We start from the raw sequence: 23429 nt of genomic DNA, 5'->3' as shown, positions 1-23429 counted from the left end.
CCCCCGAATCACATGGGAGGATGAAAATCCATAGGAAATGACATACCGGACGACGGGCCCGGGACGGCGCACGGCACACACGAGGGGCCGAGGCCCCGGGAGCCGACGGCCGAGGGCGAGGTCCGCACGGCCGCCCGCTCAGCGTTCCACGGGACGGACCACGACGGACGTCGAACTCGGCGACGCCTCCACCCACACCTCGGTGCCGCGGGCCACCGGTACGGTACTGCGCGCGGCGAACTTCACCGGCTGACCCCCCAGTTGGAGCAGCACCTCACCGAAGCCCCCGGTGGGGATCGCGGTCACCACCTTGCCCGAGGTGCCCACGAGATCACCCCCGTTGGGTGTGCTCGCCGTCTGGTCGCGCATCAGGGCGCGGCTGAAACGATACGTCAGCCAGGCCGCCGCCAGTCCCGCCAGCACGCCCACCCCCGTGGCCGCCGCGGGACCGATGTCCGTGACACCCAGGGCGATGGCCCCGCCGAAACCGGTCATCGACACGAATCCGGCGATGACCGGCATCGACAGCCACCCGTCCAGGACGCCGTCCAGCGCTCCCCCGAACGCGCCGTCCAGTACTCCGTCGAAGACCAGCGACAGGGTGAGCAGTACAACCCCCGTGATGCCGAGTCCGAGAAACCAGGCCATGTGCACCGTCCCCCTCTCCCCTGCCGCTGATCTCCGGCTTGGCCGAATCCTCACATACGACAAGAGCCCGTTTCACTGCCGTGTCCCGGCAATCTTCACACGCTTTTGATGCCGTCCTCCGCCCAGGGACCGGCATCGGGACCCGGCGGACACCCGCCCGACATCCCCCGGACACCCGCCCCTCCCCATCCGTCCCGTCACCGTTCGGGCGGCAGGTCCTCCGCCCCCGGTATCGCGGTGCCGATCACGGTGGTCAGCCGGCGGTAGGCGGCATGGGCGGTCACCAGGCGGGCCAGTGCGGTGCCGATGAGGGCGGCGCCGAGCAGACAGGCCAGCCACCAGCCGTCGCGGCGTACGGCCCAGGTGAGGGTGCCCTCGGGCGGGATCGCGAAGCCGTTGAGGAACAGCCAGCACAGCACCGCGGTGCCGGGGGCGGCGGTGAAGCGCGCGCATCCGCTCAGGACGGCCGCCAGCACGGACAGCGCGATCAGGGCGAGCAGCGGTCGGCCCGGGCCGGCCACGGCGTTGAGGAGCGCCACCAGCGCCAGCCCGCCCCCGAAGGCCCCGGCCCACACCAAGGGGGTGGCGACGGGTTGGGGCACGGGCCGGGCCTCGACGCCCAGGGACACCCACTCGATCATGCTGACGCTTCCTTCCGGTCCTGCCGGCGCCGACCGGGCGCGCGACGTCACGGCGGCCGCGGGGTCGCCGGGACCCCGGGCACGGATCGTTCCACTGGTCTTCTGCTGCTCTTCGACACCGGAATCCATCGGCGGAATCCGGGTCCGCCGTTAGGGTGGCATCAATGTTTCCCAAAGAAACAGTCAAAACGAAGCCGAAGTCGGGAGAGAGACAAGTGGGGGCTTCACGTATGAGCAGTACGCCGTTGCCGGGCATCGGGGTGCGGTACGACCTGACCACCCGGGAGCAGCGCCGTCTGTCGGTCGTGGCGCACCGGGACGGTTCACGGACGCTGAGCGCCTACCGGGACGACGATCCGGACGCCTGCGCCCTGTCGGTGCGGCTGACCTCGGGAGAGGCGGACACGCTCATCGACGCGCTGATGCCGTCGCACCGCAGCCCGAACCTGTTGTCGACGACCGAGCTGGGGCTGGTCGCGGAACGCATAGAACTGTCGGCCACATCACACTGGAACGGACGGCTGCTGGGCGACACCCGGATGCGCACCGAGACCGGTGTCTCGATCGTGGCGGTGCTGCGCCTGGCCGAGGCGACCCCCTCCCCCGGCCCGGCCTTCCGGCTCGCCGGCGGGGACATCCTGATCGTCATCGGCACACGCGAGGGCGTCGAGGCCGCCGCCGTGATCCTCGGGCGGGAGTGACCGTGCATTCGACCGCGGTCTTCCTGATCGAGTTCGGCGGGATCCTCCTCAGCCTGGGGCTGCTGGGGCGCCTCGCCGGACGGATGGGCTTCTCACCGATCCCCCTGTATCTGCTGGCCGGCCTGGCCTTCGGCAAAGGCGGGCTGCTGCCGCTGGACACCAGCGAGGAGTTCGTGGCGACCGGCGCCGAGATCGGCGTGATCCTGCTGCTGCTCATGCTCGGCCTGGAGTACACGGCCAGCGATCTGGTCTCCAACCTCAAGACCCAGTACCCGGCCGGCCTCGTGGACGGGGCGCTCAACGCGCTGCCCGGAGCCGCCGCGGCACTGCTGCTCGGCTGGGGCCCGGTCGCCGCCATCGCCCTGGCCGGGGTCACCTGGATCTCGTCCTCGGGCGTGATCGCCAAAGTGCTGGGCGAACTGGGCCGGCTCGGCAACCGGGAGACACCGGTCATCCTGAGCATCCTGGTCCTCGAGGACCTGTCCATGGCGGTGTATCTGCCGATCCTCACCGCGCTGCTCGCCGGGACCGGCATCGCGGCGGGCAGTGTCACCCTGGGCATCGCCCTCGGGGTGGCCGGGCTGGTGCTGCTGCTGGCCGTGCGCTTCGGCCGTCACATCTCCCGCTTCGTCTCCCACGACGACCCCGAGAAGCTGCTGCTGGTGGTGCTGGGCCTGACCCTGCTGGTCGCCGGTATCGCCCAGCAGCTCCAGGTGTCCGCCGCCGTCGGGGCGTTCCTGGTCGGTATCGCGCTGTCCGGTGAGGTCGCCGAGGGCGCGCACAACCTGCTGTCGCCCCTGCGGGATCTGTTCGCCGCGGTGTTCTTCGTCTTCTTCGGCCTGCACACCGACCCCACGGACATCCCGCCGGTCCTGCTGCCCGCCCTGGCCCTGGCCGCGGTCACCACCGTGACGAAGATCGTCACCGGGTACTGGGCGGCCCGCCGCGCCGGGATCTCCGTCCGGGGCCGCTGGCGGGCCGGTGGAACCCTGGTCGCCCGCGGCGAGTTCTCCATCGTGATCGCCGGACTGGCCGTCACCGCCGGGGTCGAGCCCGCGCTCGGCCCGCTGGCCACGGCCTATGTGCTGATCCTGGTCGTTCTCGGCCCGATCAGCGCCCGCTGGACCGAGCCGATCGCCCGTCGCCTGACCGGCCGGTGGGGCGCGCCCGCGACCGCGACGCCCGACGCGGCGCTCACGGCGCCGCAGGCCGCCCTGGACGACCAGGACACGGTCGGCCACCGCTGACCGAGGGGGTCCCGGGCGCCGTCGCCCCGCCGCGGCGCCCCGGGACCACCGCCCAGCACATCGTCCACGCCTCAGAACGCACCCCTGAGGCACGGCCGAAACGGGGCGGGCGGCGGAGGTGCGGCCCTTCTCGGCCGGGGACGCTCGCGGCCTCGCCCGGACCACCGACGTCTCAACGGGGCGCCGTGATCGCCGTGGTGCGCCGGGCCCGCTCGATCTCGGCGGCCGGAAACGGCGTCCGCTTGCTCTCGGTGCGCAGACGGCGGGCGAACTCGCCGAAGATCATGGCGGCCCGGGAATGCCGGTCGATGATCGCGGCGATCTCGGGTGGGACGCCGTCGGGCCGGTGGCCCGCGTCCCACGCGCGCAGGAACGTCTCGTGTTCCATACCGCCGCGCAGGCCGTCGGGCAGATGGTGGCGGAGCAGATGGCTCACGGTGTGGCAGCGGTCGTACCCGAGGTGGTCGGAGAGGAACTCCGCCTCGCTCGCCGACAGTTCGAAGCCGGAGCTCAGGGCGAGCCCGAAGTCCGCGAAGTAGAGCAGCCGGCCGTCGGTCAGGACATTGGCGAAGTGGGCGTCGAAGTGGACGAGTCCGTGCGAGCTCATGAAGTCGGTGCCGCGCGCCAGGGCTTGCTCCACCCACGGGTACGGCGAGCTCTCCCCGCCCTCCGGCGCGGCGGTCCGGTGGTCGTGCAGCCAGTCGGCGAGTGTCCGCGGGACGTGTTCCAGGAAGAGAACCAGGCTGGACGACGACCGGCCGATGGCCTCCAGCCGCTCACGCACGGCCGGTGATCCCTCCCAGTGCACGACCGCCCCGTCGATGCCCCCGAACTCGTCGGCGACCCCTTCGGGAGGGGAGTCGGGCAGGACGCGCCAGTGGTACATCAGCGGAAAGCCCTCGTACTCGTTCCCGAGGACCCAGTTGGTGGCCATGATGTGCACGGCCAGCTCCCGCCAGGCCCCGAACCCCGCTGAGCCCACCCCGTACTGGTAGAACATCGGCAGTCCGAAGAGGTTCGCCGTCGATCGCGCGTTCTCCGGCCGCGACTCGGTGTCCGTCAGGGGGACCCGTTTGACGAACACCCGCGTGCCGTCGATGTCCAGCTCCGCCGACCTGCCGCCGATGCCGGACCCGAGCGGGTCGGCGGCGGCCACGGCCTCGCCGAGCCGGCGGTCGCTCAGCAGGGACAGGTGCGTGGCCACGGTCCCATAGGTGGCGAGCCGTTCGGCATACCGCGGGTCCGGGTGGCGCATGGACGACTCCTCGGGGGCCGGAACCAGGGCTTCGGTGCTCTCACGCACGTCGTCGAGCCTATCCGCCGTGCCTGGCGAAGGAGGAAGCACGCGAAGTCGCCCGTAACACCGGCCGACACCGGGTGAACCCGCTCACAAGGGCCTGCCCGGCCATTCGAGCAGACGCGCGCCGATGACCGCGGTCTGGAGGGTGTAGCGGTGGGTGGGGTCGGTGGGGTCGTTGCCGGTCAGGGCCTGGATGCGGGCCAGCCGGTAGGTGAGCGCGCGCACGCTGAGGGAAAGCTCCCGGGCGGCCGCGGCGGCCACACATCCCGAGTCGAAGTACACGGCGAGGGTGTCCAGGAGCGGCTGTGCCCCGCCGCGTGCCGTCTCCAGCGGTCCCAGGGTGTGCTGGACCAGGTCCACCAGCGCTTGCCGGTCCCGGGCCAGGACGGGGAAGACCAGCATGTCCGCGGCGCGGAGCAGGGGTTCGTCGAGGCCCATGCGCTGGGCCACGTCCAGGGCGTTCAGGGCCTCCTCGTAGCTGTGGCCGATACCGACCGCGCCCGGCCTGGACCGTCCGACCGCGACCCGGCTCGCCCCGGTGACGGTGTGGACGAGCTTGGCGAAGTGGTTGAGCACGTCGTCCTGATGACCGCCGGCGATGCAGATCATCCGGCCGTCCTTGGTGGTGAACAGGATGCGGCGGTTCTCGAAGCGCGCGAACAGCTCGCCCGCGACCTGCCCGGGCACCGGATCGGACTCGTCGTACTTCTCCGGCCCCTCGGCCACCGCGACCGCATGGGTGCGGGACAGCCGCAGCCCGAACCGCTCGCAGCGCGAGGCGAGATGGCCCGGGTCCCCGCGCCGGTGGAGCAGATCGTCGATGAACTCGCGCCGGGCGGCCTCCTCCTTGCGGACGACCCGCCGCTGTGCCCGCTCGTATCCGTCGGCGAAGGCGTCCACCGCCTGCTCGACCACGGCCAGCACCGCGTCCGGGTCGGCCCCCGCGGGCCGGCTGGTGCGCCCGGCCGCGAGATGCGCCCGCACCAGGGCGCGCCACCCGAGTCCCGCCTCGGCCGCCCGGGCGCCCAGATCCCGGCGGGACTCGATCTCGTTGCGGGTCAGGCGGCGGCCCGTGGCGGCGGCGTCCTCGAGGATCTGCTCGAAGCCTTCCAGGAACGCCTCGGCGTTGCCGGGTTCGCCCCGTTCCCCCTTCTTCGACGCGATGACCGTCGGGGGCGAGAGGGGCATCGTCGAGCGCCGGCCCGGATATCGCTCTCCAGAGGGCCGGAATCTGTCCGGTGTCATGTCCACACGGCCGATTCTCCCCCACTCGTTCCCGCGCACGCGCCACCCCCGAGCTGTACTTATGGCCCCGTATGTGACGCATACGCAATGTGTAAGGTCACCCCGAGGTCTCCACCGGTAAGAGGGACAGCCGTACGGTCCGGTTGCGTTCCGCGCCCGGGCGGAACGCATGAAGGAATTGGCTGGCCAAGGCCCCCATCTTGTAGATTCATATGAACGGAGGCCCTCGGTCGTCGTCCCCATGCTGTCTCAAATTCAGTGCACAGCCGGGGAGGCACGGGCCCGGCCTCCGCACCCCCCGGCTCGGCCGCCCGGCCCGCCGTACGGGGACAGACGACGGACGGACAGGGAACGGCGGCGACGAGACATGCGGCTGCGCGCACTGCTGAACACCGACGCGCTGGGGCTGCGCCTGCTCGGCGGCGAGGACCAGCTGGACCGCGCGGTGCGCGGGGTGATGACCACGGACCTCAAGGACCCCAGCCGCTATCTCTCCGGCGGCGAACTGGTCCTCACGGGCCTGGCCTGGTGGCACGACCCCGCCGACCTCGAGCCCTTCGTCCGGATCCTCGCCGACGCGGGCGTCAGCGCGCTCGCGGTGGGCGAGGCGGAGCTGCGCGCCGTCCCGGACGAGCTGACCCTGGCCTGCGCCCGGCACCGGCTGCCGCTGTTCGGCGTCGACGAGTCGGTGGCGTTCGCGACGGTCACCGAGCATGTCGTGCGGCAGGTGTCCGGCGAGCGGGCCGGTGACCTGGCGGCCGTGGTGGACCGGCACCGGCGGATGATGACCTCGGGCCCGGCCGGCGGCGGACCGGACGTCGTCCTGGATCTGCTCGGCTCGGACCTGGACCTGCGCGCCTGGGTGCTCTCCCCGACCGGCCGGCAGATCGCGGGCCCGGTCCCGGGACTCCCGGCGCAGGTGCGCGCCGAACTGGCCGCCGAGCATCTGGCGGCGGCGCGCACCGACCGCCGGGGACCGCACCGGGCGACGGTCGGCGGAACGACGTACACACTCTTCCCCGTCCACGGCGGCGGCCACCGCCCCGGGACGGCCGGGGAGAACCGTGCGACGGCCGACACCCCGCGCGATCCGCGCGAGACGCTGCTCTCCGACTGGCTGCTCGCCGTTGAGGCGGACGGCCGCGACTGGCCCGAGGGCCGGCTCGATCTGCTGCGCGGCGTCACCCAGCTGATCGCGGTCGAACGGGACCGGCGGGACGCGGCCCGCACGGTGCGGCGGCGGCTGGCGCAGGAGGTCCTGGAACTGGTGCAGACGGGGGCCGCCCCCACCGAGGTGACGGCCCGGCTGCGGGTCGCCGCGCCGGTACTGCTGCCCGGCCTCGGCGCGGCCCCGCACTGGCAGGTGGTCGTCGCCCGGGTGGAGTGGGAGGGCGGCGAGATCGAGGGCGGCCCGGTCGCCCGGTCGCTGCTGGAGGAGATCCTCGGCGCCCCCGCCACGGGCGAGGAGCAGCCCCGCCCGGGCGGCCCGGAGCAGAACGACCGGACGGCGGTGGCCCACACCGGCGAGGAGGCGATCGCGCTGGTCCCGCTCCCCGCGGTCTCCTCGGAGCACGACGGCACCGAGTCGGGCGTCGCCGCCGACACCCTTCTGGAGGCCATCCGGGATCCGCTGTCCGCCGGCCTGGACGACGACGGGCGGCTGACCCTGGGCGTCAGCGCCGCGGTGCACTCCGCCGAGGGACTGCGCGGCGCCCTGGAGGAGGCGCGGCACGCCCGCCGGGTCGCCGCCGCGCGGCCCGGCCGGGTCTGTGCGGCCGGACATCATGAGCTGGCCTCGCATGTGCTGCTGCTGCCGTTCGTCCCGGACGATGTGCGCCGTGCCTTCACCGCCCGTCTCCTGGACCCGCTGCGCGACTACGACCGACGGCACCGCGCCGAGCTGATCCCGACCCTGGAGGCCTTCCTGGAGTCCGACGGCTCCTGGACCCGCTGCGCGACCCGGCTGCATCTGCACGTCAACACGCTGCGATACCGGGTAGGGCGTATCGAGCAGTTGACGGGCCGTGACCTGTCACGCCTGGAGGACAAGCTCGATTTCTTCCTGGCGCTGCGGATGAGCTGAGGTCACCGGGGTGGCACACCCGGCGCACGGCAAGGGACCGTGCGCCGTTCCTCTGTCCCACGACTTTGTGAATTCTTTCACCCGACCTCTTGGCCTCGCGCCCCGATCGGTGCTGGAATGCCGCCACCACTCAACAGCTCGATGGCGTGCTCGGGGAGGGCAACGTGGCGCATACCGCCATGTCTGGTACCGGAACGACCGCTGATGACGATCCACTCCGGACCGCGGTATGGCGGTTACGCTCACGCGCCTGCTGGGCCGACGCGGCGGCCCTGCTCCGCGGGCGGACGGCGCAGGACTCGCTGCTGCGGGCCGCGCTGCTCGTCGAGCGATGCCTGTACACGGAGCAGGGCTGGGCGGAGGCCGAGGACGCCCTGCGCACGGCGGAGGCGCAGGCCGACAGCGACGAGGAGCGGGGCGCCGCGGCCTGTGAGCGCGGGCAACTGGCGTACACGGCCACGCTGCACGGCGTACGGGACCGGGCGGACGAGGCGCGTGCCGCGCTGGGCCGGGCGGCGGCGCTGATCGCGCCGGACTCCCCGGACCGGGCGCTGCTGGACTTCCGGCGCGGGCTGCTCGCCGAGAATCTCTCCCGCTCCCCGCAGGCGGCCCGCGCCGCCTACCAACGCGCCCATGCGAACGCCGCCACCCACGGCGACACCCTGCTGCTCTCCTTCACCTGGCGCCATCTGGCCGGACTCGCCCTGCGCGACGGTGAGCTGGGCGAGGCGCGGCACGGGTTCGCGGAATCGCTGCGGATCCGTGAGGAGCTGGGCTATCTCGTCGGTACGGCGCCCGCGCTGGCCTCGCTCGCGGACACCGAGAGCGAACCGGAGGCCTCCCGGCTGCGGGCCGAGGCGGGCCGGCTGTTCCGGCTGCTGGGCGGGGTCCCGACCTGGCTGCCGCGGCACTTGGCCTCGGCGGGAGAGGCGACGGATCCGACCGGTCAGTAGCGGATCCCTCTCGGGACCGGACGGAAAGGCTCCGGGCCCGGGGCCGTACGCGCGTACGGCCCCGGGTCGGGGTCAGGGTGCGACGGTGAAGTGTTCTCCCACCAGCGAGCGCACTTCGGTCAGGTCCTGTGCGACCAGCGCGTCCAGCAGGGCCGTGTGTTCGGCCGCGTCGGCGATCAGGTCGGCGCGGCCGGGCAGGACGGGGCTCGAGACGAGGGGCCACTGGGCGCGGCGGTGCAGTTCCTCCGCGATCCGCACCAGCTGCTCGTTGCCCGAGAGGGAGAGCACCGCGCGGTGGAAGGCGCGGTCGGACTCGGCGTAGGTGGCCCGGCATCCACAGGACGCGGCCCGTACGGTCGCCTCGGCCAGCGGGCGCAGCCCCGTCCAGCGTTCGGCGGGCACCGTGCGGGCGAGCCGCAGCATCACCGGGACCTCGATCAGCGCCCTGACCTCGGCGAGCTCGGCCAGCTCACGGGCGTCACGCACCACGACGCGGAAGCCGCGGTTGGGGACGACCTCGACGGCGCCCTCCAGGGCGAGTTGCTGCATCGCCTCGCGCACGGGGGTGGCGGACACCCCGAAACGCTCGCCGAGCGCGGGCGCGGAGTAGACCTCGCCGGGTGCCAGCTCCCCCGCGACCAGCGCGGTGCGCAGGGCGTCCAGGACCTGCCGGCGCACGGAGGACCGCTGAACGACCGGGCGCCCGGGCTCGGTCTCCGGAGCAGCCCCGTACAGGGGACCTTCCCCGGCTCCGGACCGCTCGCCGGACCGCCGCGGCTCCACCACCCGGGGCCGCGGCAGGGGCGGCTCGCCATGGGTGTGCTCACCGCGCACGGAACCCGGGGCGGCACCCCGTTCGCGCCGGTCGTCCTCCGCGCCCGGAACCGACGGCAGCTGCGTGGTCCGCGTACGGGCGCCGACGGCCCCGGTCTCGGCGGAGCCCTCCGCATGGCGGGAACGGGCCTGCTCCACGGGCTCCTCCTCCGGTCCTGACGATGCTGCACATTATGCGGGACTTTCGTGGGGCTTGTTACCGCTCGTGATGCACCTTGGGCACCTTACGCTCCGTTTCAGCCGGGGATCACCTCGAACTGGACCGCGAACAGCCGGGGATCTCGGGTAAGGTAAGCCTTACCTACCGAATGCTCGTGGAACGGCGGTCCCTCATGCCCCTCCCCGCCTCACCCCTTTCCGCGGCCGCGGACGCCTACGCCCGGCTCGCCGAGGTGTACCCCGGGCTGACCGTCCTGGAGCTGGGCCCCGACGGCGACGCCCCCGAGGGTGAGGACTGGTTCCCGGCCGCCGAACTAGCCGCCGGCGGGGCCGCCCTGGAGGCGTTCCTGGCCTGGGACGAGGCACAGGTGGTCCGGGACTACGGACAGCGGGCCCGCCCGGACGTCGTGGCGAGCTTCGGACTGCACCGGTACGCCTGGCCGGCCTGCCTGCTGATCACCCTGCCCTGGTTCCTGCGCCGTCGGGTGCCCCGTCTGCCCGTGGAGCACGTCGCGTTCCAGCGCGCCCAGGGACGTATGGCGGTGCGCACCGGCGCCTTCGCCTGTCTGCCCGGGGACCCGGCGGCCGGACTGCCCGGCGCCCGGGTCGTGGCGGACGAGGAGGCGCTGCGGGCCGAGGTGCGGGCGGCCGTGGCGGAGCACCTGGGCCCGGTCCTGACGGGGTTCGGACCGCGCATGCGGCGGCGCGGACGCGCGCTGTGGGGCATGGCGACGGACGAGGTGGTCGAGGGGCTCTGGTACATCGCCCATCTGCTGGGCGAGGAACGGCGCGCGATGCGCGAGCTGGAGCTGCTGCTCCCGGGGGCCACCAAGCCGTACGCCGGTGCCGCCGCCTTCCGCGAGCTCACCGGCCCCGACGGCGAGACGCTGCCGACCCGCGACCGGGCGAGCTGCTGCCTGTTCTACACGCTGCGCCCCGAGGACACCTGCACCACCTGCCCCCGCACCCCGGACGCCGACCGGGTCGCCAAACTGGTGGCCGCGGCCGCCTGCTGAGGGCCCCTCAGGGCCCCGGCGGCCCGGCACCCGGCGCGTGCCGTAGGATCCGCTCCGAACAGACCCCGCCCGGATGGCGGCAGTTTCACATCTTCCTCACTGTTCGCAGGAACTTTCCGAGGAACCATCCGTACGGGTATCTTGTTCGAACCCAACCCCCGCCCCTCACACGGCCGTTCGAGCAGAACGCCGTCCTGGGCGACCCCTTGCGCTTCCCTCGCGGTCTGTTGCCCCGAAACCCCTTGAGGCATGGCGGGATTGGGCCACCATGGCGGGCATTACGCCCTATCCCAATGCAAGGGACACCAGATGACTGACATATCGCTGAACTGGCTGCTACCGGGCACCGTGCTGCTCATGGGCGTGCTGGTGGCGGTGGTGGTGCTCATGCGCGGCAAGCAGTCCAAGGAGAGCACGAGTTCCGAGGACTCGTGGGAGCGCAGCGAGGAACGCCGCAGACGCAAGGAGGCCGTCTACAGCACCGCCTCCTATGCGCTGCTCTTCTGCTGTGCGGCGGTGGCCGCGGCGCTCTCCTTCCACGGCCTGGTCGGATTCGGCGAGCAGAACCTGAATCTCTCCGGCGGCTGGCAGTATCTGGTCCCGTTCGGCCTCGACGGCGCGGCGATGTTCTGCTCCGTGCTCGCGGTGCGCGAGGCCAGCCACGGCGACGCGGCGCTCGGCTCCCGGATCCTGGTGTGGACGTTCGCCGCCGCCGCCGCGTGGTTCAACTGGGTGCACGCGCCCAGGGGTCTCGACCACGCCGGGGCGCCGCACTTCTTCGCGGGCATGTCGCTCTCGGCCGCGGTCCTCTTCGACCGGGCGCTCAAGCAGACCCGCCGCGCCGCACTGCGCGAGCAGGGTCTGGTGCCCCGGCCGCTGCCGCAGATCCGTGTCGTCCGTTGGATCAGGGCCCCGCGTGAGACCTACCACGCCTGGTCGCTGATGCTTCTGGAGGGTGTGCGCAGCCTGGACGAGGCCGTCGAGGAGGTCCGCGAGGACCGGCGCCAGAAGGAGCAGCACAAGACTCGGCGCCGGGAGCAGAAGCGGGTCGAGCGCGCCCAGCTCAAGGCGATCAGCCGGGGCCGCCGCGCGCTGTCCGGCGGCAACGGCGGCCGCAAGGCCGAGATGCCGACCGTGGAGCGGGCGACCGAGCCGGTCCCTTCGGAGCCTGCCCTACCCGTGGGTGAACTGCCCTCGCACACGCGTCCCTCGCTCCAGCCCGTCCGGAACCCCGCGGCTGACCCGATCACGGTCGACCTCACCACCGAGGACGACACCATGGCACTGCCCCGGCTCGACTCCCTGGAGCGCAAGCTCAAGGATCTCGAGCAGCAGTTCGGCTGAGTCCTCAGGACACCACGGGAAGGGGGCGCGGCACCATGCCGCGCCCCCTTCCCGTGCGTCAGGCGGCCCCCGCGTCCAGCACCCCGGGCGGCTCCTTCGCGTCCAGCTCGAACCACACCGCCTTACCGACCCCGTGCGCCCGCACACCCCATGCGTCCGCGAGGGACTGAACGAGGATCAGCCCCCGGCCATGGGTGCGCTCACCCCCGTCCGGAGGCCGCGGCCGGGGCAGGTGCCCCGTGAAGTCCCGTACCTCCACGCGGAGTCCGCGCGCGGAGACGGTCGCCGTCAGCACCGCCCCGCGGTCGGTGTGGAACAGCGCATTGGTGACCAGTTCGCTGGTGAGCAGCTCCGCCGTGTCGGACCGCTCCGCGCGCCCCCAGCGGATCAGCAGTTCCCGCAGCGCCCTGCGCGCCTCCGGCACCGCCCGGGCATCGGCCCGCCCCAGCCGGCGCCTGAGCTGCGGCGCAGCCCCGTCCCCCCGTACTCGTCTCTTCATGTCCCCCGCCCGTGCCCGGATGTCGATTCCCCCTGCTCGAACATGTCCAGGGGAATCCATGCCCGTCGGGACGCCGAGCGTCACGCGAAATCGCCAACTATCCACGCATTACGGCGAAATGACCGGAAGCAGGACCACGGTCACCGATAGCCGTGCACCGGTCCGCCGGGACTCCCCCCACCCACCCTCCGAGTGAGGGGGCGTCAGGACGGACTTGTCAGGCCCACGATTACTCCAATCGTATTGTTCTTCATATTGTCAGCATGTCCGACATGACGCTTATGCGGATCGTCTGTACGTTCAATCTCGCATCGGCTCACAGCCGACGTCTCTCAGACAGGAGAACTGACATGGCAACGCGTTCCACTGCAGTAATCGCCGCAACCGCGGCAGCCGCGGCCCTTGCGGCCACGGGTATCACTTATGCCTCCGCCGCTTCGGAGCCGGCACAGGCCGTGGCCCAGCAGGCCTCCGCCGTACAGGGCAGCGACAACAGCGGCGGCAACGGCGGCCGGGGCGGCGAGGAGGGTGGCGGCTTCGGCGGCAAGGGCGGCTTCGGAGGCGGCGGCAAGGGCGGCTTCGGCGGCGGCGGCAAGGGCGGCTTCGGCGGCGGCTTCGGCGGCGGCCTGGGCGGCTTCGGCGGCGGCTACGGAGGCGGCTACGGCGACGACGAGGGTTACGACAGGATCCACATCAACGAGCGCGACTACGCCGCCGTCCCCGACGGCTGCATCACCGTGGTCAGCGGTCTCGGATCCAGGAGCTTCAACGTCCGCAACGACAGCAAGCGGCACATCGAGGTCTTCAACGGTGCCACCTGCGACAACGGAGCTCCGATCGCCACCGTCGGTCCCCACAGCTCGGCCAACGGGATCCGTGTCTTCCGTCACATCCCCGGCGGTGTGAAGGTCAAGCACGGTGTGGTCGCCAGCTTCCGTGTGATCGGTCACCACCACCGCCGTGGCGGGGCCTTCTTCGAGAGCGGTGGCTTCGAAGAGGGCGGTGGCGGCGGCGGTCAGTCCGGCAAGTGATCTGGACACGCCCCGAGAGACAAGAGAGGTAAGAGCGAGAACCCCGGCCCGCCGGAATCGGGCCGGGGTTCTGGTCTGGTGGCGCGGTGCGCCCGGCTACGGCCGTGGCACGTTGCGCAGATTGGAGCGCGCCATCTGGAGCATGCGGCCGACGCCGCCGTCCAGGACCATCTTCGACGCGGAGAGCGCGAAGCCCGTCACCATGTCCGCGCGGATCTTCGGCGGGATGGACAGGGCGTTCGGATCCGTGACGATGTCGACCAGGGCCGGGCCCTGGTGCCGGAAGGCGTCCTTCAGCGCGCCCTCGAGCTGCTTGGGCTTCTCGACCCGGATGCCGTATGCCCCGCAGGCGCGGGCCACCGCCGCGAAGTCCGGGTTCTTGGTGGCGGTGCCGTACGAGGGCAGTCCGGCGACCATCATCTCCAGCTCGACCATGCCGAGGGAGGAGTTGTCGAACAGGACGACCTTCACCGGCAGGTCGTACTGCACCAGGGTGAGGAAGTCCCCCATCAGCATGGAGAATCCGCCGTCCCCGGACATCGAGACGACCTGCCGGCCGCGGTCGGTGAACTGCGCCCCGATCGCCATCGGCAGCGCGTTCGCCATCGAGCCGTGGGAGAACGAACCGATGACCCGCCGACGGCCGTTGGGGGACAGATAGCGAGCGGCCCAGACATTGCACATGCCCGTGTCGACCGTGAAGACCGCGTCCGGATCAGCCATCTCGTCGACCACCGACGCCACATACTCCGGGTGGATCGGAATGTGCTTGTCGACCTTGCGGGTGTACGCCTTGACGACGCCTTCCAGCGCGTCCGCGTGTTTCCTCAGCATCCTGTCCAGGAAACGCCGGTCCTGCTTGAGCTTCACCCGCGGGGTGAGACAGCGCAGCGTCTCCCTGACGTCGCCCCACACCGCGAGGTCCAGCTTGGAACGGCGTCCCAGGTTCTCCGGACGCACATCGACCTGGACGATCTTCACATCGTCGGGGAGGAAGGCGTTGTACGGGAAGTCGGTGCCCAGCAGGATCAGCAGATCGCACTCATGGGTGGCCTCATAGGCGGCGCCGTAGCCCAGCAGACCGCTCATACCGACGTCGTACGGATTGTCGTACTGAATCCATTCCTTGCCGCGCAGGGCGTGTCCCACGGGGGCCTTGATCTTCTCGGCGAACTCCATGACCTCGGTGTGGGCGCCCGCGGTGCCGCTGCCGCAGAAGAGGGTCACGCGCTCCGCCCGGTCGATCATCTCCACCAGTTCGTCGATCTCGTGGTCGCCGGGGCGGACGGTGGGCCGGGAGGTGACCAGGGCGGTCTCGGCCGGTCTGTCGGGGGCGGGCTGGTCGGCGATGTCGCCGGGCAGCGAGACGACGCTCACTCCGCTGCGGCCTATCGCGTGCTGGATCGCCGTCTGCAGCAGTCGGGGCATCTGGCGGGGGTTGGATATCAGCTCGCTGTAATGACTGCACTCACGGAACAACTGGTCCGGATGGGTCTCCTGGAAGTAGCCGAGGCCTATCTCGCTGGAGGGTATGTGCGAGGCGAGGGCGAGCACCGGGGCCATGGAGCGATGGGCGTCGTACAGGCCGTTGATCAGGTGGAGGTTGCCGGGGCCGCAGGAACCCGCGCATGCGGCCAGCCGGCCGGATATCTGCGCCTCGGCGCCCGCCGCGAAGGCGGCGGTCTCCTCATGGCGCACATGGACCCAGTCCACGGCGGAGTTGCGGCGCACGGCGTCCACGACCGGGTTGAGGCTGTCCCCCACCACGCCGTACAGACGTCTCACCCCCGCGCGGGCGAGGATGTCGACGAACTGATCGGCGACGTTCTGCTTGGCCATGGCTCCTGCACCCTTTCGGTTGCCTGGAGTCCATCAATCCACAGGGATCGCGATCACGCCTCCCAAACGGCGACCGCCGTACGGTCGTCGCTACAGCCCTCGGCCCGCACCCGGGTGTCGGCGAGAAAGGCGGCGAGCCCCGGTGGTTCGCCGGTCGACCAGCGGTCCCTGAGGTGTTCGGCGACCCCCGGCTCCGCACGCAGCGGGTCGGCGAGACCACCCGTGCACAGCAGCAGCGTGTCACCCGGGCGGGCGATGGACGCACGGAAGCGGAAGGGATCACGGGCCGACTCGACGGGGCCCCCGCCCCGCGGGGACGGAGCCGGGGAACGGGAGGCGGCCGTGTCGGGGCCCGGGGGCGTGGTGATCCCCAGGTCCACGGTGAGCCGGTCGTCCCCGGGGGTCCCCGTGGACGGCGAGCCGAAGCCGACCACCGCCTCGCCCGAGGCGTCTGCCACGCGCGGCTCGATGTTCTGCCAGGCGCCGTCCCGCAGCCGGAAGAGGCCGCCCGCGCCGACACCGAAGAACACCCGGGTACGGCAGGAGGGGTCGGCCGGCAGCAGCAGACAGCGCAGGGTGGCGCTGTACTCCTCGGGGGCGAGGCCCCGCTCGACGGCGTCCGCGCGCAGCGTGCCGAGACAGCGGTCGGTGAGTCGTTGCAGGCCCGATTTGAGCTCACCGCGCCGGGCGGACCTGATGTCCTCGCCGAGCCGGAGGTGGCTGCGCCCGACGGCACGCCCGATCCACCGGCACACCTCGGCGGCGACGCCGGGCGCACCGGTCGCCATGGCCACCAGCACCAGGGCCTGCTCGCCCGTGCCGAAACGGGCGGTGAGCAGGAAGTCCCGGCGCGGTTCGCCCTGCCGGCGCGCCGCGTCCCCCCGCGCGGAGACCGCCCGCAAGGTGCAGGTCCCGAAACTCCCGCCGTCCAGCACCGTGTCCGGTACCAGTCCGTCAAGGGCGTCCGCATCGGCGGGCGGAAGGACACCGGGCCGGTCGTCGGGGGCCGGTCCGGAACCGGCGTGGCCGGCCGGGGGGCGGTCGGCGTTCTGGGAGCTGTGGGGGTCGGCCTCCGTGGGGGTACGGCGATCGGCGTTCGCCGGAGTATGGGGGTCGGCGTTCGCCGGGGTACTGGGCTCTGGGGTGGCCTGGGCGGGGACGTCGGTGTCCGCCGGGGCGCGAAGTTCAGTGTTCATCGAAGTTCGGGAGTCTGTATCCAGCAGTGATCGGGGATCGGCGGGCGGGGCGTGGGGGACGGGGCCGCGCGGGGCGGCGTCGAACGGCGGGGGCGGAGGCGGCGGGAGCCGCCGGTCGGCCGGTGAACGGCCGGTCGGGGAGGGCGTGTCCGGCGGAGGGCCGCACGCCGGGGCGGTGGCCGGGTCCGCCGGGGAGCGGGGGGACGGGACGGCGGTCGGTTCGGTCGGTGTGCCGCCGCGCGGGGAGCGTGCGCTCCGGCCCGGCGGCTCGGGGGTGGCGGGGAAGGTCACGGGGCCCGTGGGCCGGGCGGAACGGAATTCCCAGGGCGCGGCCTTCCGGACCGGACCGCCGGGCGGGTCGGGTTCGTCGGCCCCGATCGCCGGGAGGGGCGGGTCCACGGCCCCGGCGGGGACGCCCGGAGCGCCGCTCTCCGTGCCGGGCCGCCCGCCGCGGCGATCCGGCCCGCGCTCTCCCGGCGCGGTGCCCGGCTGCGCCTCCGGCACGCTCCGGTCGGGTGCGGCGGGCGGCACCGCCGCCGCCGACGGGTCGCCGGGCACGGGTGGAGCCGGGGGCGGGACCTCGGTGTCCCGGCCCACGGTTCCCGCGGCGGAGGCGAAGCGGTCGTCGAGGGTGTCGGCCGCGGAGGCCGGACCCGCGTCACCGGTGGAGCCGTCGTACAACTCCCCCCACCAGTCGTCCTCGTGATCGGTGGGCCTCTCCCCCTGCTGACTCATGCCGCCCATTGTCCACCGCCCCGTGCACGGGGAGACGGGGCATCAGGAAAATCCGGCCGGGCGTCCGTTCCGCCCTCCGCACACCGGACAAAACTCCGGGCGACGAGCGGAACCGGCCGCTTCGCCACCGGCCGCCGGACGGTCCCACCCCCCACAGGGGGACCGTACGGCGGCGGCACCGTGACCGGGTCCCGGCACCCCACCGGGCGCCCCGTCACCTTCCCGCGGGCCCCGTCGCGTTCGGCCGGATCCGGCCGGGCATGTCCCGCTTCCCGAGGCCCCCCGTCCGCGTCCGCAGGAATCGGACGGAACCGATACGCGCAGGAGGACGGTGGTGGTCACCGCGGTGACGCCACCTTGGCAGAAAGACCGGGGGTACGGCGATGATGTGCCGAGGCGGGTATGCGCCGTGGCCGGTTTCCGCCACGGCACGGCACCGCGGGTTCGAGTTTCGGGGAGGGCCGGAGCTGATGCTGGCAGCGATAGGACTGGACGACACGCACGAGTCGGCGTACCGGGCACTGGTGGCCGTGGGCGCCGCCGAGGTACCCGACCTCGCACGGCGGCTGGCGCTCGGCGAGTACGACACCGAGCGCGCCCTGCGCCGGCTGGAGCGGCACGGGCTCGCGGCCCAGTCGTCGGCCCGGTCCGGCCGCTGGGTCGCGGCGCCGCCCGGGGTGGCCCTGGGCGCGCTGCTCACCCAGCGGCGGCACGAGCTGGAGCAGGCCGAACTCGCCGCCGCGCTGCTCTCCGAGGAGTACCGGGCGGCGGCCTCCGAGCCCGCGGTGCACGATCTGATCGAGGTGGTGATCGGCGCGGCGGCGGTCTCCCAGCGCTTCCTCCAGCTCCAGCTCGGCGCGACCGAGGAGGTGTGCGCGCTGGTCACCGGCGCTCCGGTCGCCGTGTCGGGCACGGAGAACGACGCCGAGGAACAGGCCGCGGGACGCGGGGTCCGCTACCGGGTGGTGGTCGAGCGGGCGGTGCTCGACCAGCCCACCGGCATCACGGAGGTGACCGCCGCGATCACCCGCGACGAACGGGTGCGGGTCGTCGACACGGTGCCGACCAAACTGGTGGTCGCCGACCGGTCCCTGGCCATGGTGCCGCTCACCTCGCACACCGCGGAGCCGGCCGCGCTGGTGGTGCATGCCAGCGGACTGCTGGAGCTGCTCTGCGGGCTGTTCGAGTCGGTGTGGCGGGAGGCGCTGCCCCTGCGGCTGGGCTCGTCCGGCATCACCGAGCCGGCCCCGGACGGCCCCGACAGCACCGATCTGGAGGTGCTGTCCCTGTTGCTCGCCGGGCTGACCGACGTCAGCGTGGCCAAACAGCTCGATCTGGGTCTGAGGACCGTACAGCGGCGGGTGAAGCGGCTGATGGAGCTGACCGGGGTGACCACCCGGCTGCAACTCGGCTGGCACGCCTACGAACGGGGCTGGGTGGCACGGGACTGACCGCGCACCCCGGGGACCGCCGGCCGTCAGCGGACCAGTTCCGCCAGGTCGATCGCGTCGGCGAGGGCCTGCATCCCGGCGTCGTTGAGGTGGACGTGGTCACCCGGGTCATAGGCGACCCTGAGGCGTTCGGGACGGGCGGGGTCGCGGACCGCCGCGTCGAAGTCGGCGACCGCGTCGAACAGTCCGCCGCGGATGAGCCCGTTGATCTCATGGCGCAGCCGCTCGCGCGCCGGCGTCCAGCCGCTGTGGCCGCCGAAGGGGGTGAGGGTGGCTCCGACGACACGGACGCCACGGGCGTGGGCGCGGGACACGAGAGTGCGGTACGCCCGGACGAACGCGCCCGCGTCGGTCCGGGCCGGAGCGCGCCTGAGGTCCCCCGCGCCCTCCAGCAGAACCACGGTGCGCACCCCGGTGCGGGAGAGGACGTCCGCGTCCAGTCGGGCCAGGGCGCTCGGGCCCACTCCGTCGAGGAGGAGGCGGTTGCCGGAGATCCCGGCGTTCAGGACACCGGGCCTGCGGCTCACGGGCAGCGCGCGCAGGCGCCGTGACAGGACGTCGGGCCAGCGGCGGTCGGCGCCGGCGGTGGATCCGGTGCCGTCGGTGACGGCGTCGCCGAGCGCCACCACGCTGCCGGCGGTGCCCGGGCGCAGGACGTCGACTCCGGTCGCGTAGTACCAGTGGGAGACCGTCTTGGTGTACGCCGTGCCCTCGGTGTCGGCGGTCCGGTTGCCGCCCTCGGCGAGATAGCTGGTCTGCAGGGCGGTGCGATGGTAGGTCGCAGGGCCGGACGCGATGGGTGTGTACACGGAGACCAGAAGGTCGGCGTCGGCCGGGACACGCAGCCGGACGGGGTCGCTGACCCGGTCCTGGCCCGCCGGTACGGTCACGGAGCTCTCCCCGCCGAAGGTGACGGCGCGCAGCGAACCCGGCACGGCCCCGGGCCCCGCGGGCCCGTCCTTCCGTCGCAGTGCGACGGTGACGGCGTCGAGCCGGAGCGGGGCGGTGCCCAGGCGGTTGGTGACCCGGATCCGGGCGGCGCTGCCGCCGACGCTGGTGTGCACCACATTGCGGATCGACACGCCGGGCAGGGCGGGGGCGGTTCCGGACGGGGCGGCCTCCCAGGTGCCGGTCCAGCGCGGCGCCGTCTCCTGCCGGGTGGAGGCGCCCGGGGAGGTGGCGGCGGTCGACACCAGGGTGAGGGCCAGGACGGCGAAGCAGCGGCGCCGCATTCCGTGCGCGCGGGCCAGGTGGACCATGGGAACGCACCACCCTTTCCTCACAGGCGACCCGGGGTGCGTACCGGGGGCGTTCCATGACTTCCCGTGACACGCCGGGCTGCTAACAGCCCGTCACACGTTCGGGTACGGGGCCGCCGACGGGCACGACGGCACGGGGCCCCGGTACGGGGCGGTACGGGACCGGGCGCCTCCGGCCGCGCGTCGCCCCGGGGGTGGCGTCACCGCCCCGGGGCGTGCCCGGGGCGGCCCCGGGCCCTACCGCTTCCGCCCGCGCTTCGCCTCCATGGCCTCACGCCCCGCCGCGCCCTTGCGCTTCCACTCCCGGCGCAGCTCCGCCCGTACCCGGGCATCCGTCTTGGCGACGATCCTCCGGTTCTCGCGCAGCAGCTTCCGGTAGCTCTCCAGGCGTCGCACCGACAGTTCCCCGGCGTCGGCGGCGGCGCGCACCGCACAGCCCGGCTCCGCCAGATGCGCGCAGTCGTGGAAGCGGCACCGGGCGGCCAGTTCCTCGATCTCGGAGAACACCTGGCCCACACCGGTCTCGGCGTCCCAGAGCCCCACCCCGCGCAGCCCGGGCGTGTCGATGAGCACTCCCCCGCCCGGCAGAGTGAGCAGATTGCGGGTGGTGGTGGTGTGGCGGCCCTTGCCGTCCACCTCGCGCGCCGCCTGCACGGTCATCACGTCCTCGCCCAGCAGCGCGTTGGCGAGGGTGGACTTGCCTGCGCCGGACTGCCCCAGCAGCACGGCGGTACCTCCGGAGAGGGTCGCGACGAGCACGTCGAGCCCCTCGCCGTGCCGCGAGCTGACCGGGAGCACCTGCACCCCGGGCGCGGTGGCCGCCACGTCCTGGACGAGATGGTCGAGCGTCGTCGCGTCCGGTACCAGGTCGGCCTTGGTGAGCACCACGATCGACTGCGCCCCGGACTCCCGGGAGAGCGGCGATGTGTGCAGCAGTGCCTCACCGCTCGAGCAGGACATGGCCAGCGCCAGGAACCGTTCGATCCGTCCGAGGTCCAGTTCGACCGCGAGCGACACACAGATGACGACATGGTCGATGTTGGTGGCCAGCACCTGGCCCTCGGAACGCTTCGACGACGTCGACCGCACGAAGGCGGTGCGACGCGGCAGCAGCGTCCGTACATACTGCGGCTCCCCGTCCGGGTCGACCGCGACCCAGTCCCCCGTGCACACGACCTTCATCGGGTCACGGGGCACGACGAACTCGGTATCGGCGCGCACGGTGCCGACCGGGGTGACGACATCGCACTGGCCGCGGTCGACTCGTACGACGCGGCCGGGCAGGAGGCCCTTCTCGGCGTACGGGGCGAACTCGGACTCCCATGCCTCGTCCCAGCCGTACGGGGTGAGAGGGTGCGACGAAGCCGAAAGAGAAGAGAGATTCAAGGGAAACCCTTCAAAGGGGCGGCCCCGGCTTCGCGCAGGTCGGCGCGGTGAGAAAGGTCAGCCGGAGGCCACGGGGATGGAGTGGATGAACTTCTGGTCGCGGGCAGCGCCCGTCACAGAGACAGTCATCGGTCACACCTCCCGTTCCTCACTCGGCCGACAGCGGCAGTCGACGACCTGCCGCAAGAAGCAGTCGTCACTTTAGAGAGACACACGCTCGGGCGCCATCGGTTTTTCCGCTGCGCGCCCGGGCGGTGGCCGAGCCGCGCGGGTTCAGCCGACGGTCGAGCACCTGGCCCCGTTCACCGTGAACGCCCGCGGCGCCGAGTTGGTGCCGTTGCGGGTGGAGACGAACCCGATCGCGACGCTGTCGTCGGCGGCGACCCGCTTGTTGTACTCGACGGCCTTCGCGGTGACCTGCCCGTCGGCCTGGCCGTAGGTGGCGTCCCACATCTGGGTGATGTGCTGGCCGTCCGCGAACGTCCAGGCGAGGCTCCAGTCGTCGAGCGCCCGGGCGGAGGTGACGGTGACCGAGGCCTGGAAGCCGTCCGTCCACTCGTTGACCACCTGGTAGGCCACCCGGCAGGCGGTCGAGGTGCCGAGGACCGTGCCGAGACCGGCGGAGGGGTCGTCCACGGGGCTCGTCGACTCGCCCTGCGGTTCCGTGTCGGAGTCGTCGTCCCCGGTGGCCGTCTCCGGGCCCGCGGGGCGCGAGGTCGACGAGGAGCCGAAGGTGTCGTCACCCGAGGACGCGTCGGAGGACGGCGGGGCCGGTACGGCGGCCGACTGGTCGGCGGCGTCGCCGCGCGTGTCCTCGTCGCCGCCCGAGGCACCGCTCTGCAGCAGCGACACGGTGAGCGCCAGCGCGGACACGATCACCGCGCCGACCAGGATGCCGGTCCGGCCGATCCGGGGCCGTGTCACGATCCCCGGGGCGATGCCCCGGTCCGTGCCGGCGTCCGCGCGTCCGCCGCTCAGCCCGGCCTCCGCGGCCCTGCGCCGCCGCTCCAGATAGGCCAGCCCGCCCCAGCCGATCACCCCGCTCGCCAGCGCCGCCGGGGTGCCTCCGCCGTGCAGGCGCAGACAGGCCGCGGCCTCCGCGCACTCCACACAGAGGGCCAGGTGCCGGGAGAGGTCCTCGGGTGTCTCGGCCGCCGGAGAGCGGGTGACCGCGTCGAGGAGTCCGGCATAGCGCCGGCAGTCGGAGGCCATCGGCGCATCGAGGTGGCTGCGCCGGCAACGGTCCCGGAACAGCGCCCGCACCTGGTCGAGTTCGGCAGCCGCGCGCGCCGGGTCCAGATGGAGCCGGCGGGCCACGTCGGACAGCGGCAGCGCCTCCACCTCGGCCAGCCACAGCAGCGCCGCGTCGGGCTCCTGCATGTCCTTGAGCCCGCGCAGGGCCAGCGGACGCGTCAGGGGCGGCCCGGCATAGCGGGCGGCCTTCTCGGAGTTGAGCCACAGGCGCAGCTCGGGGTCGAGCCGCTGCCCGTGCCCCTGCGCCTCCCAGGCCATGGCGGTGGTGCGCACCGCCGTGAGCAGCAGGGGGATCCCGGGCAGCCGGGGGGTGCGGCGCCCGGTGGTCCTCCCCCGGGCGTCGGTGGCACGTATCTCCTGGATGCCATGGGTGAACGCCTCGGTGGCCAGCTGCCGGCCGGCCACCGAACCGGAGGTGCACAGGTCGGCGTAGGACAGCACCGCGTCCCAGCACTCCGAGAACAGTGCGGCCTCGGCGGCATCCTGGGGGGTCGGCAGGTCAGACATGGGGGCTCCTGCGTCAACTGCGACATGCAAATTCAACCCACCTGGAACACAAGGGAGTTGAGGGTAGTCTCACGACAGACTCAGAGCTTTTCACGGGCCCT

General features: G+C 72.8%; 19 protein-coding genes. 8 read left to right on the top strand and 11 right to left on the bottom strand.

Annotated features, from left to right (window positions below; all coding sequences use genetic code 11):
* Window positions 1–138 precede the first annotated feature (138 nt).
* A complete protein-coding gene (locus tag CP978_RS26720; RefSeq protein WP_043444964.1) occupies window positions 139–648 on the bottom strand; it encodes a hypothetical protein in 510 nt (169 codons plus the stop codon).
* A 197-nt stretch (window positions 649–845) separates the two neighbouring features.
* A complete protein-coding gene (locus CP978_RS26715; protein ID WP_043444962.1) occupies window positions 846–1289 on the bottom strand; it encodes a hypothetical protein in 444 nt (147 codons plus the stop codon).
* 230 nt (window positions 1290–1519) lie between these two features.
* Between CP978_RS26715 and CP978_RS26710 the strand changes: the two genes are divergently transcribed.
* Complete coding sequence (locus CP978_RS26710; RefSeq protein WP_043444960.1) at window positions 1520–1990, top strand: cation:proton antiporter regulatory subunit; 471 nt, start codon at window positions 1520–1522, stop codon at window positions 1988–1990.
* Window positions 1991–1992: 2 nt separating this feature from the next.
* The gene (locus CP978_RS26705; protein ID WP_043444958.1) at window positions 1993–3237 is read left to right on the top strand and encodes a cation:proton antiporter; all 1245 of its coding nucleotides are present in this window, start codon (window positions 1993–1995) and stop codon (window positions 3235–3237) included.
* Window positions 3238–3409: 172 nt separating this feature from the next.
* On the opposite strand, the gene CP978_RS26700 is transcribed toward CP978_RS26705, so the two are convergent.
* Together CP978_RS26700 and CP978_RS26695 are read right to left on the bottom strand one after the other, a co-directional pair.
* Window positions 3410–4492, bottom strand: a complete 1083-nt coding sequence (locus CP978_RS26700; protein WP_043449575.1) for a protein kinase family protein — start codon at window positions 4490–4492, stop codon at window positions 3410–3412.
* Window positions 4493–4624: 132 nt separating this feature from the next.
* Window positions 4625–5725, bottom strand: a complete 1101-nt coding sequence (locus tag CP978_RS26695; protein WP_079162329.1) for a PucR family transcriptional regulator — start codon at window positions 5723–5725, stop codon at window positions 4625–4627.
* A 424-nt stretch (window positions 5726–6149) separates the two neighbouring features.
* Between CP978_RS26695 and CP978_RS26690 the strand changes: the two genes are divergently transcribed.
* A complete protein-coding gene (locus tag CP978_RS26690; RefSeq protein WP_043444956.1) occupies window positions 6150–7865 on the top strand; it encodes a PucR family transcriptional regulator in 1716 nt (571 codons plus the stop codon).
* Between the two features lie 164 nt (window positions 7866–8029).
* The gene (locus tag CP978_RS26685; protein ID WP_043449570.1) at window positions 8030–8818 is read left to right on the top strand and encodes a hypothetical protein; all 789 of its coding nucleotides are present in this window, start codon (window positions 8030–8032) and stop codon (window positions 8816–8818) included.
* A gap of 72 nt (window positions 8819–8890) precedes the next feature.
* Here the strand turns inward: CP978_RS26685 and CP978_RS26680 are convergent, their stop codons facing one another.
* Window positions 8891–9790 (bottom strand): GntR family transcriptional regulator, encoded by a 900-nt coding sequence (locus CP978_RS26680; RefSeq protein ID WP_043444954.1) that lies wholly within the window; start codon window positions 9788–9790, stop codon window positions 8891–8893.
* 194 nt (window positions 9791–9984) lie between these two features.
* Between CP978_RS26680 and CP978_RS26675 the strand changes: the two genes are divergently transcribed.
* Both CP978_RS26675 and CP978_RS26670 read left to right on the top strand, forming a co-directional pair.
* Complete coding sequence (locus tag CP978_RS26675) at window positions 9985–10827, top strand: (2Fe-2S)-binding protein (RefSeq protein WP_043449568.1); 843 nt, start codon at window positions 9985–9987, stop codon at window positions 10825–10827.
* A gap of 309 nt (window positions 10828–11136) precedes the next feature.
* Window positions 11137–12171: a DUF2637 domain-containing protein gene (locus tag CP978_RS26670; RefSeq protein ID WP_043444952.1), complete on the top strand. Its 1035-nt coding sequence runs from the start codon at window positions 11137–11139 to the stop codon at window positions 12169–12171.
* A gap of 58 nt (window positions 12172–12229) precedes the next feature.
* Here CP978_RS26670 and CP978_RS26665 read toward each other — a convergent pair whose 3' ends face one another.
* Window positions 12230–12670 carry an ATP-binding protein gene (locus tag CP978_RS26665; RefSeq protein WP_052454298.1) on the bottom strand — a complete coding sequence of 147 codons (441 nt, stop codon included), beginning with the start codon at window positions 12668–12670 and terminating at the stop codon, window positions 12230–12232.
* A gap of 350 nt (window positions 12671–13020) precedes the next feature.
* On the opposite strand from CP978_RS26665, the gene CP978_RS35000 reads away from it, so the two are divergent.
* On the top strand, window positions 13021–13701 hold the full coding sequence (locus tag CP978_RS35000) for a hypothetical protein (RefSeq protein WP_158508351.1): 681 nt from the start codon (window positions 13021–13023) through the stop codon (window positions 13699–13701).
* Between the two features lie 96 nt (window positions 13702–13797).
* Here the strand turns inward: CP978_RS35000 and CP978_RS26660 are convergent, their stop codons facing one another.
* Window positions 13798–15540, bottom strand: a complete 1743-nt coding sequence (locus tag CP978_RS26660) for a pyruvate dehydrogenase (RefSeq protein WP_043444950.1) — start codon at window positions 15538–15540, stop codon at window positions 13798–13800.
* Window positions 15541–15593: 53 nt separating this feature from the next.
* Window positions 15594–17471 carry a protein phosphatase 2C domain-containing protein gene (locus CP978_RS26655; RefSeq protein WP_150478316.1) on the bottom strand — a complete coding sequence of 626 codons (1878 nt, stop codon included), beginning with the start codon at window positions 17469–17471 and terminating at the stop codon, window positions 15594–15596.
* A 470-nt stretch (window positions 17472–17941) separates the two neighbouring features.
* Between CP978_RS26655 and CP978_RS26650 the strand changes: the two genes are divergently transcribed.
* Window positions 17942–18922 carry a helix-turn-helix transcriptional regulator gene (locus tag CP978_RS26650; protein ID WP_043444949.1) on the top strand — a complete coding sequence of 327 codons (981 nt, stop codon included), beginning with the start codon at window positions 17942–17944 and terminating at the stop codon, window positions 18920–18922.
* Window positions 18923–18948: 26 nt separating this feature from the next.
* Here CP978_RS26650 and CP978_RS26645 read toward each other — a convergent pair whose 3' ends face one another.
* From CP978_RS26645 to CP978_RS26635, 3 genes are all read right to left on the bottom strand, one after another.
* Window positions 18949–20181 (bottom strand): SGNH/GDSL hydrolase family protein, encoded by a 1233-nt coding sequence (locus CP978_RS26645; RefSeq protein WP_052454297.1) that lies wholly within the window; start codon window positions 20179–20181, stop codon window positions 18949–18951.
* Between the two features lie 237 nt (window positions 20182–20418).
* Entirely contained in the window at window positions 20419–21567 is a 1149-nt protein-coding gene (rsgA, locus tag CP978_RS26640; protein WP_043444947.1) for a ribosome small subunit-dependent GTPase A, read from the bottom strand.
* 273 nt (window positions 21568–21840) lie between these two features.
* Complete coding sequence (locus CP978_RS26635) at window positions 21841–23328, bottom strand: cellulose-binding domain-containing protein (protein ID WP_043444945.1); 1488 nt, start codon at window positions 23326–23328, stop codon at window positions 21841–21843.
* Between the last annotated feature and the right edge of the window lie 101 nt (window positions 23329–23429).

The organism is Streptomyces nodosus, from assembly GCF_008704995.1.
Taxonomy (GTDB): Bacteria; Actinomycetota; Actinomycetes; order Streptomycetales; family Streptomycetaceae; genus Streptomyces; species Streptomyces nodosus.
Note: the sequence above shows the minus strand (reverse complement) of the source record. Positions and strands in the feature narration are given on the sequence as shown.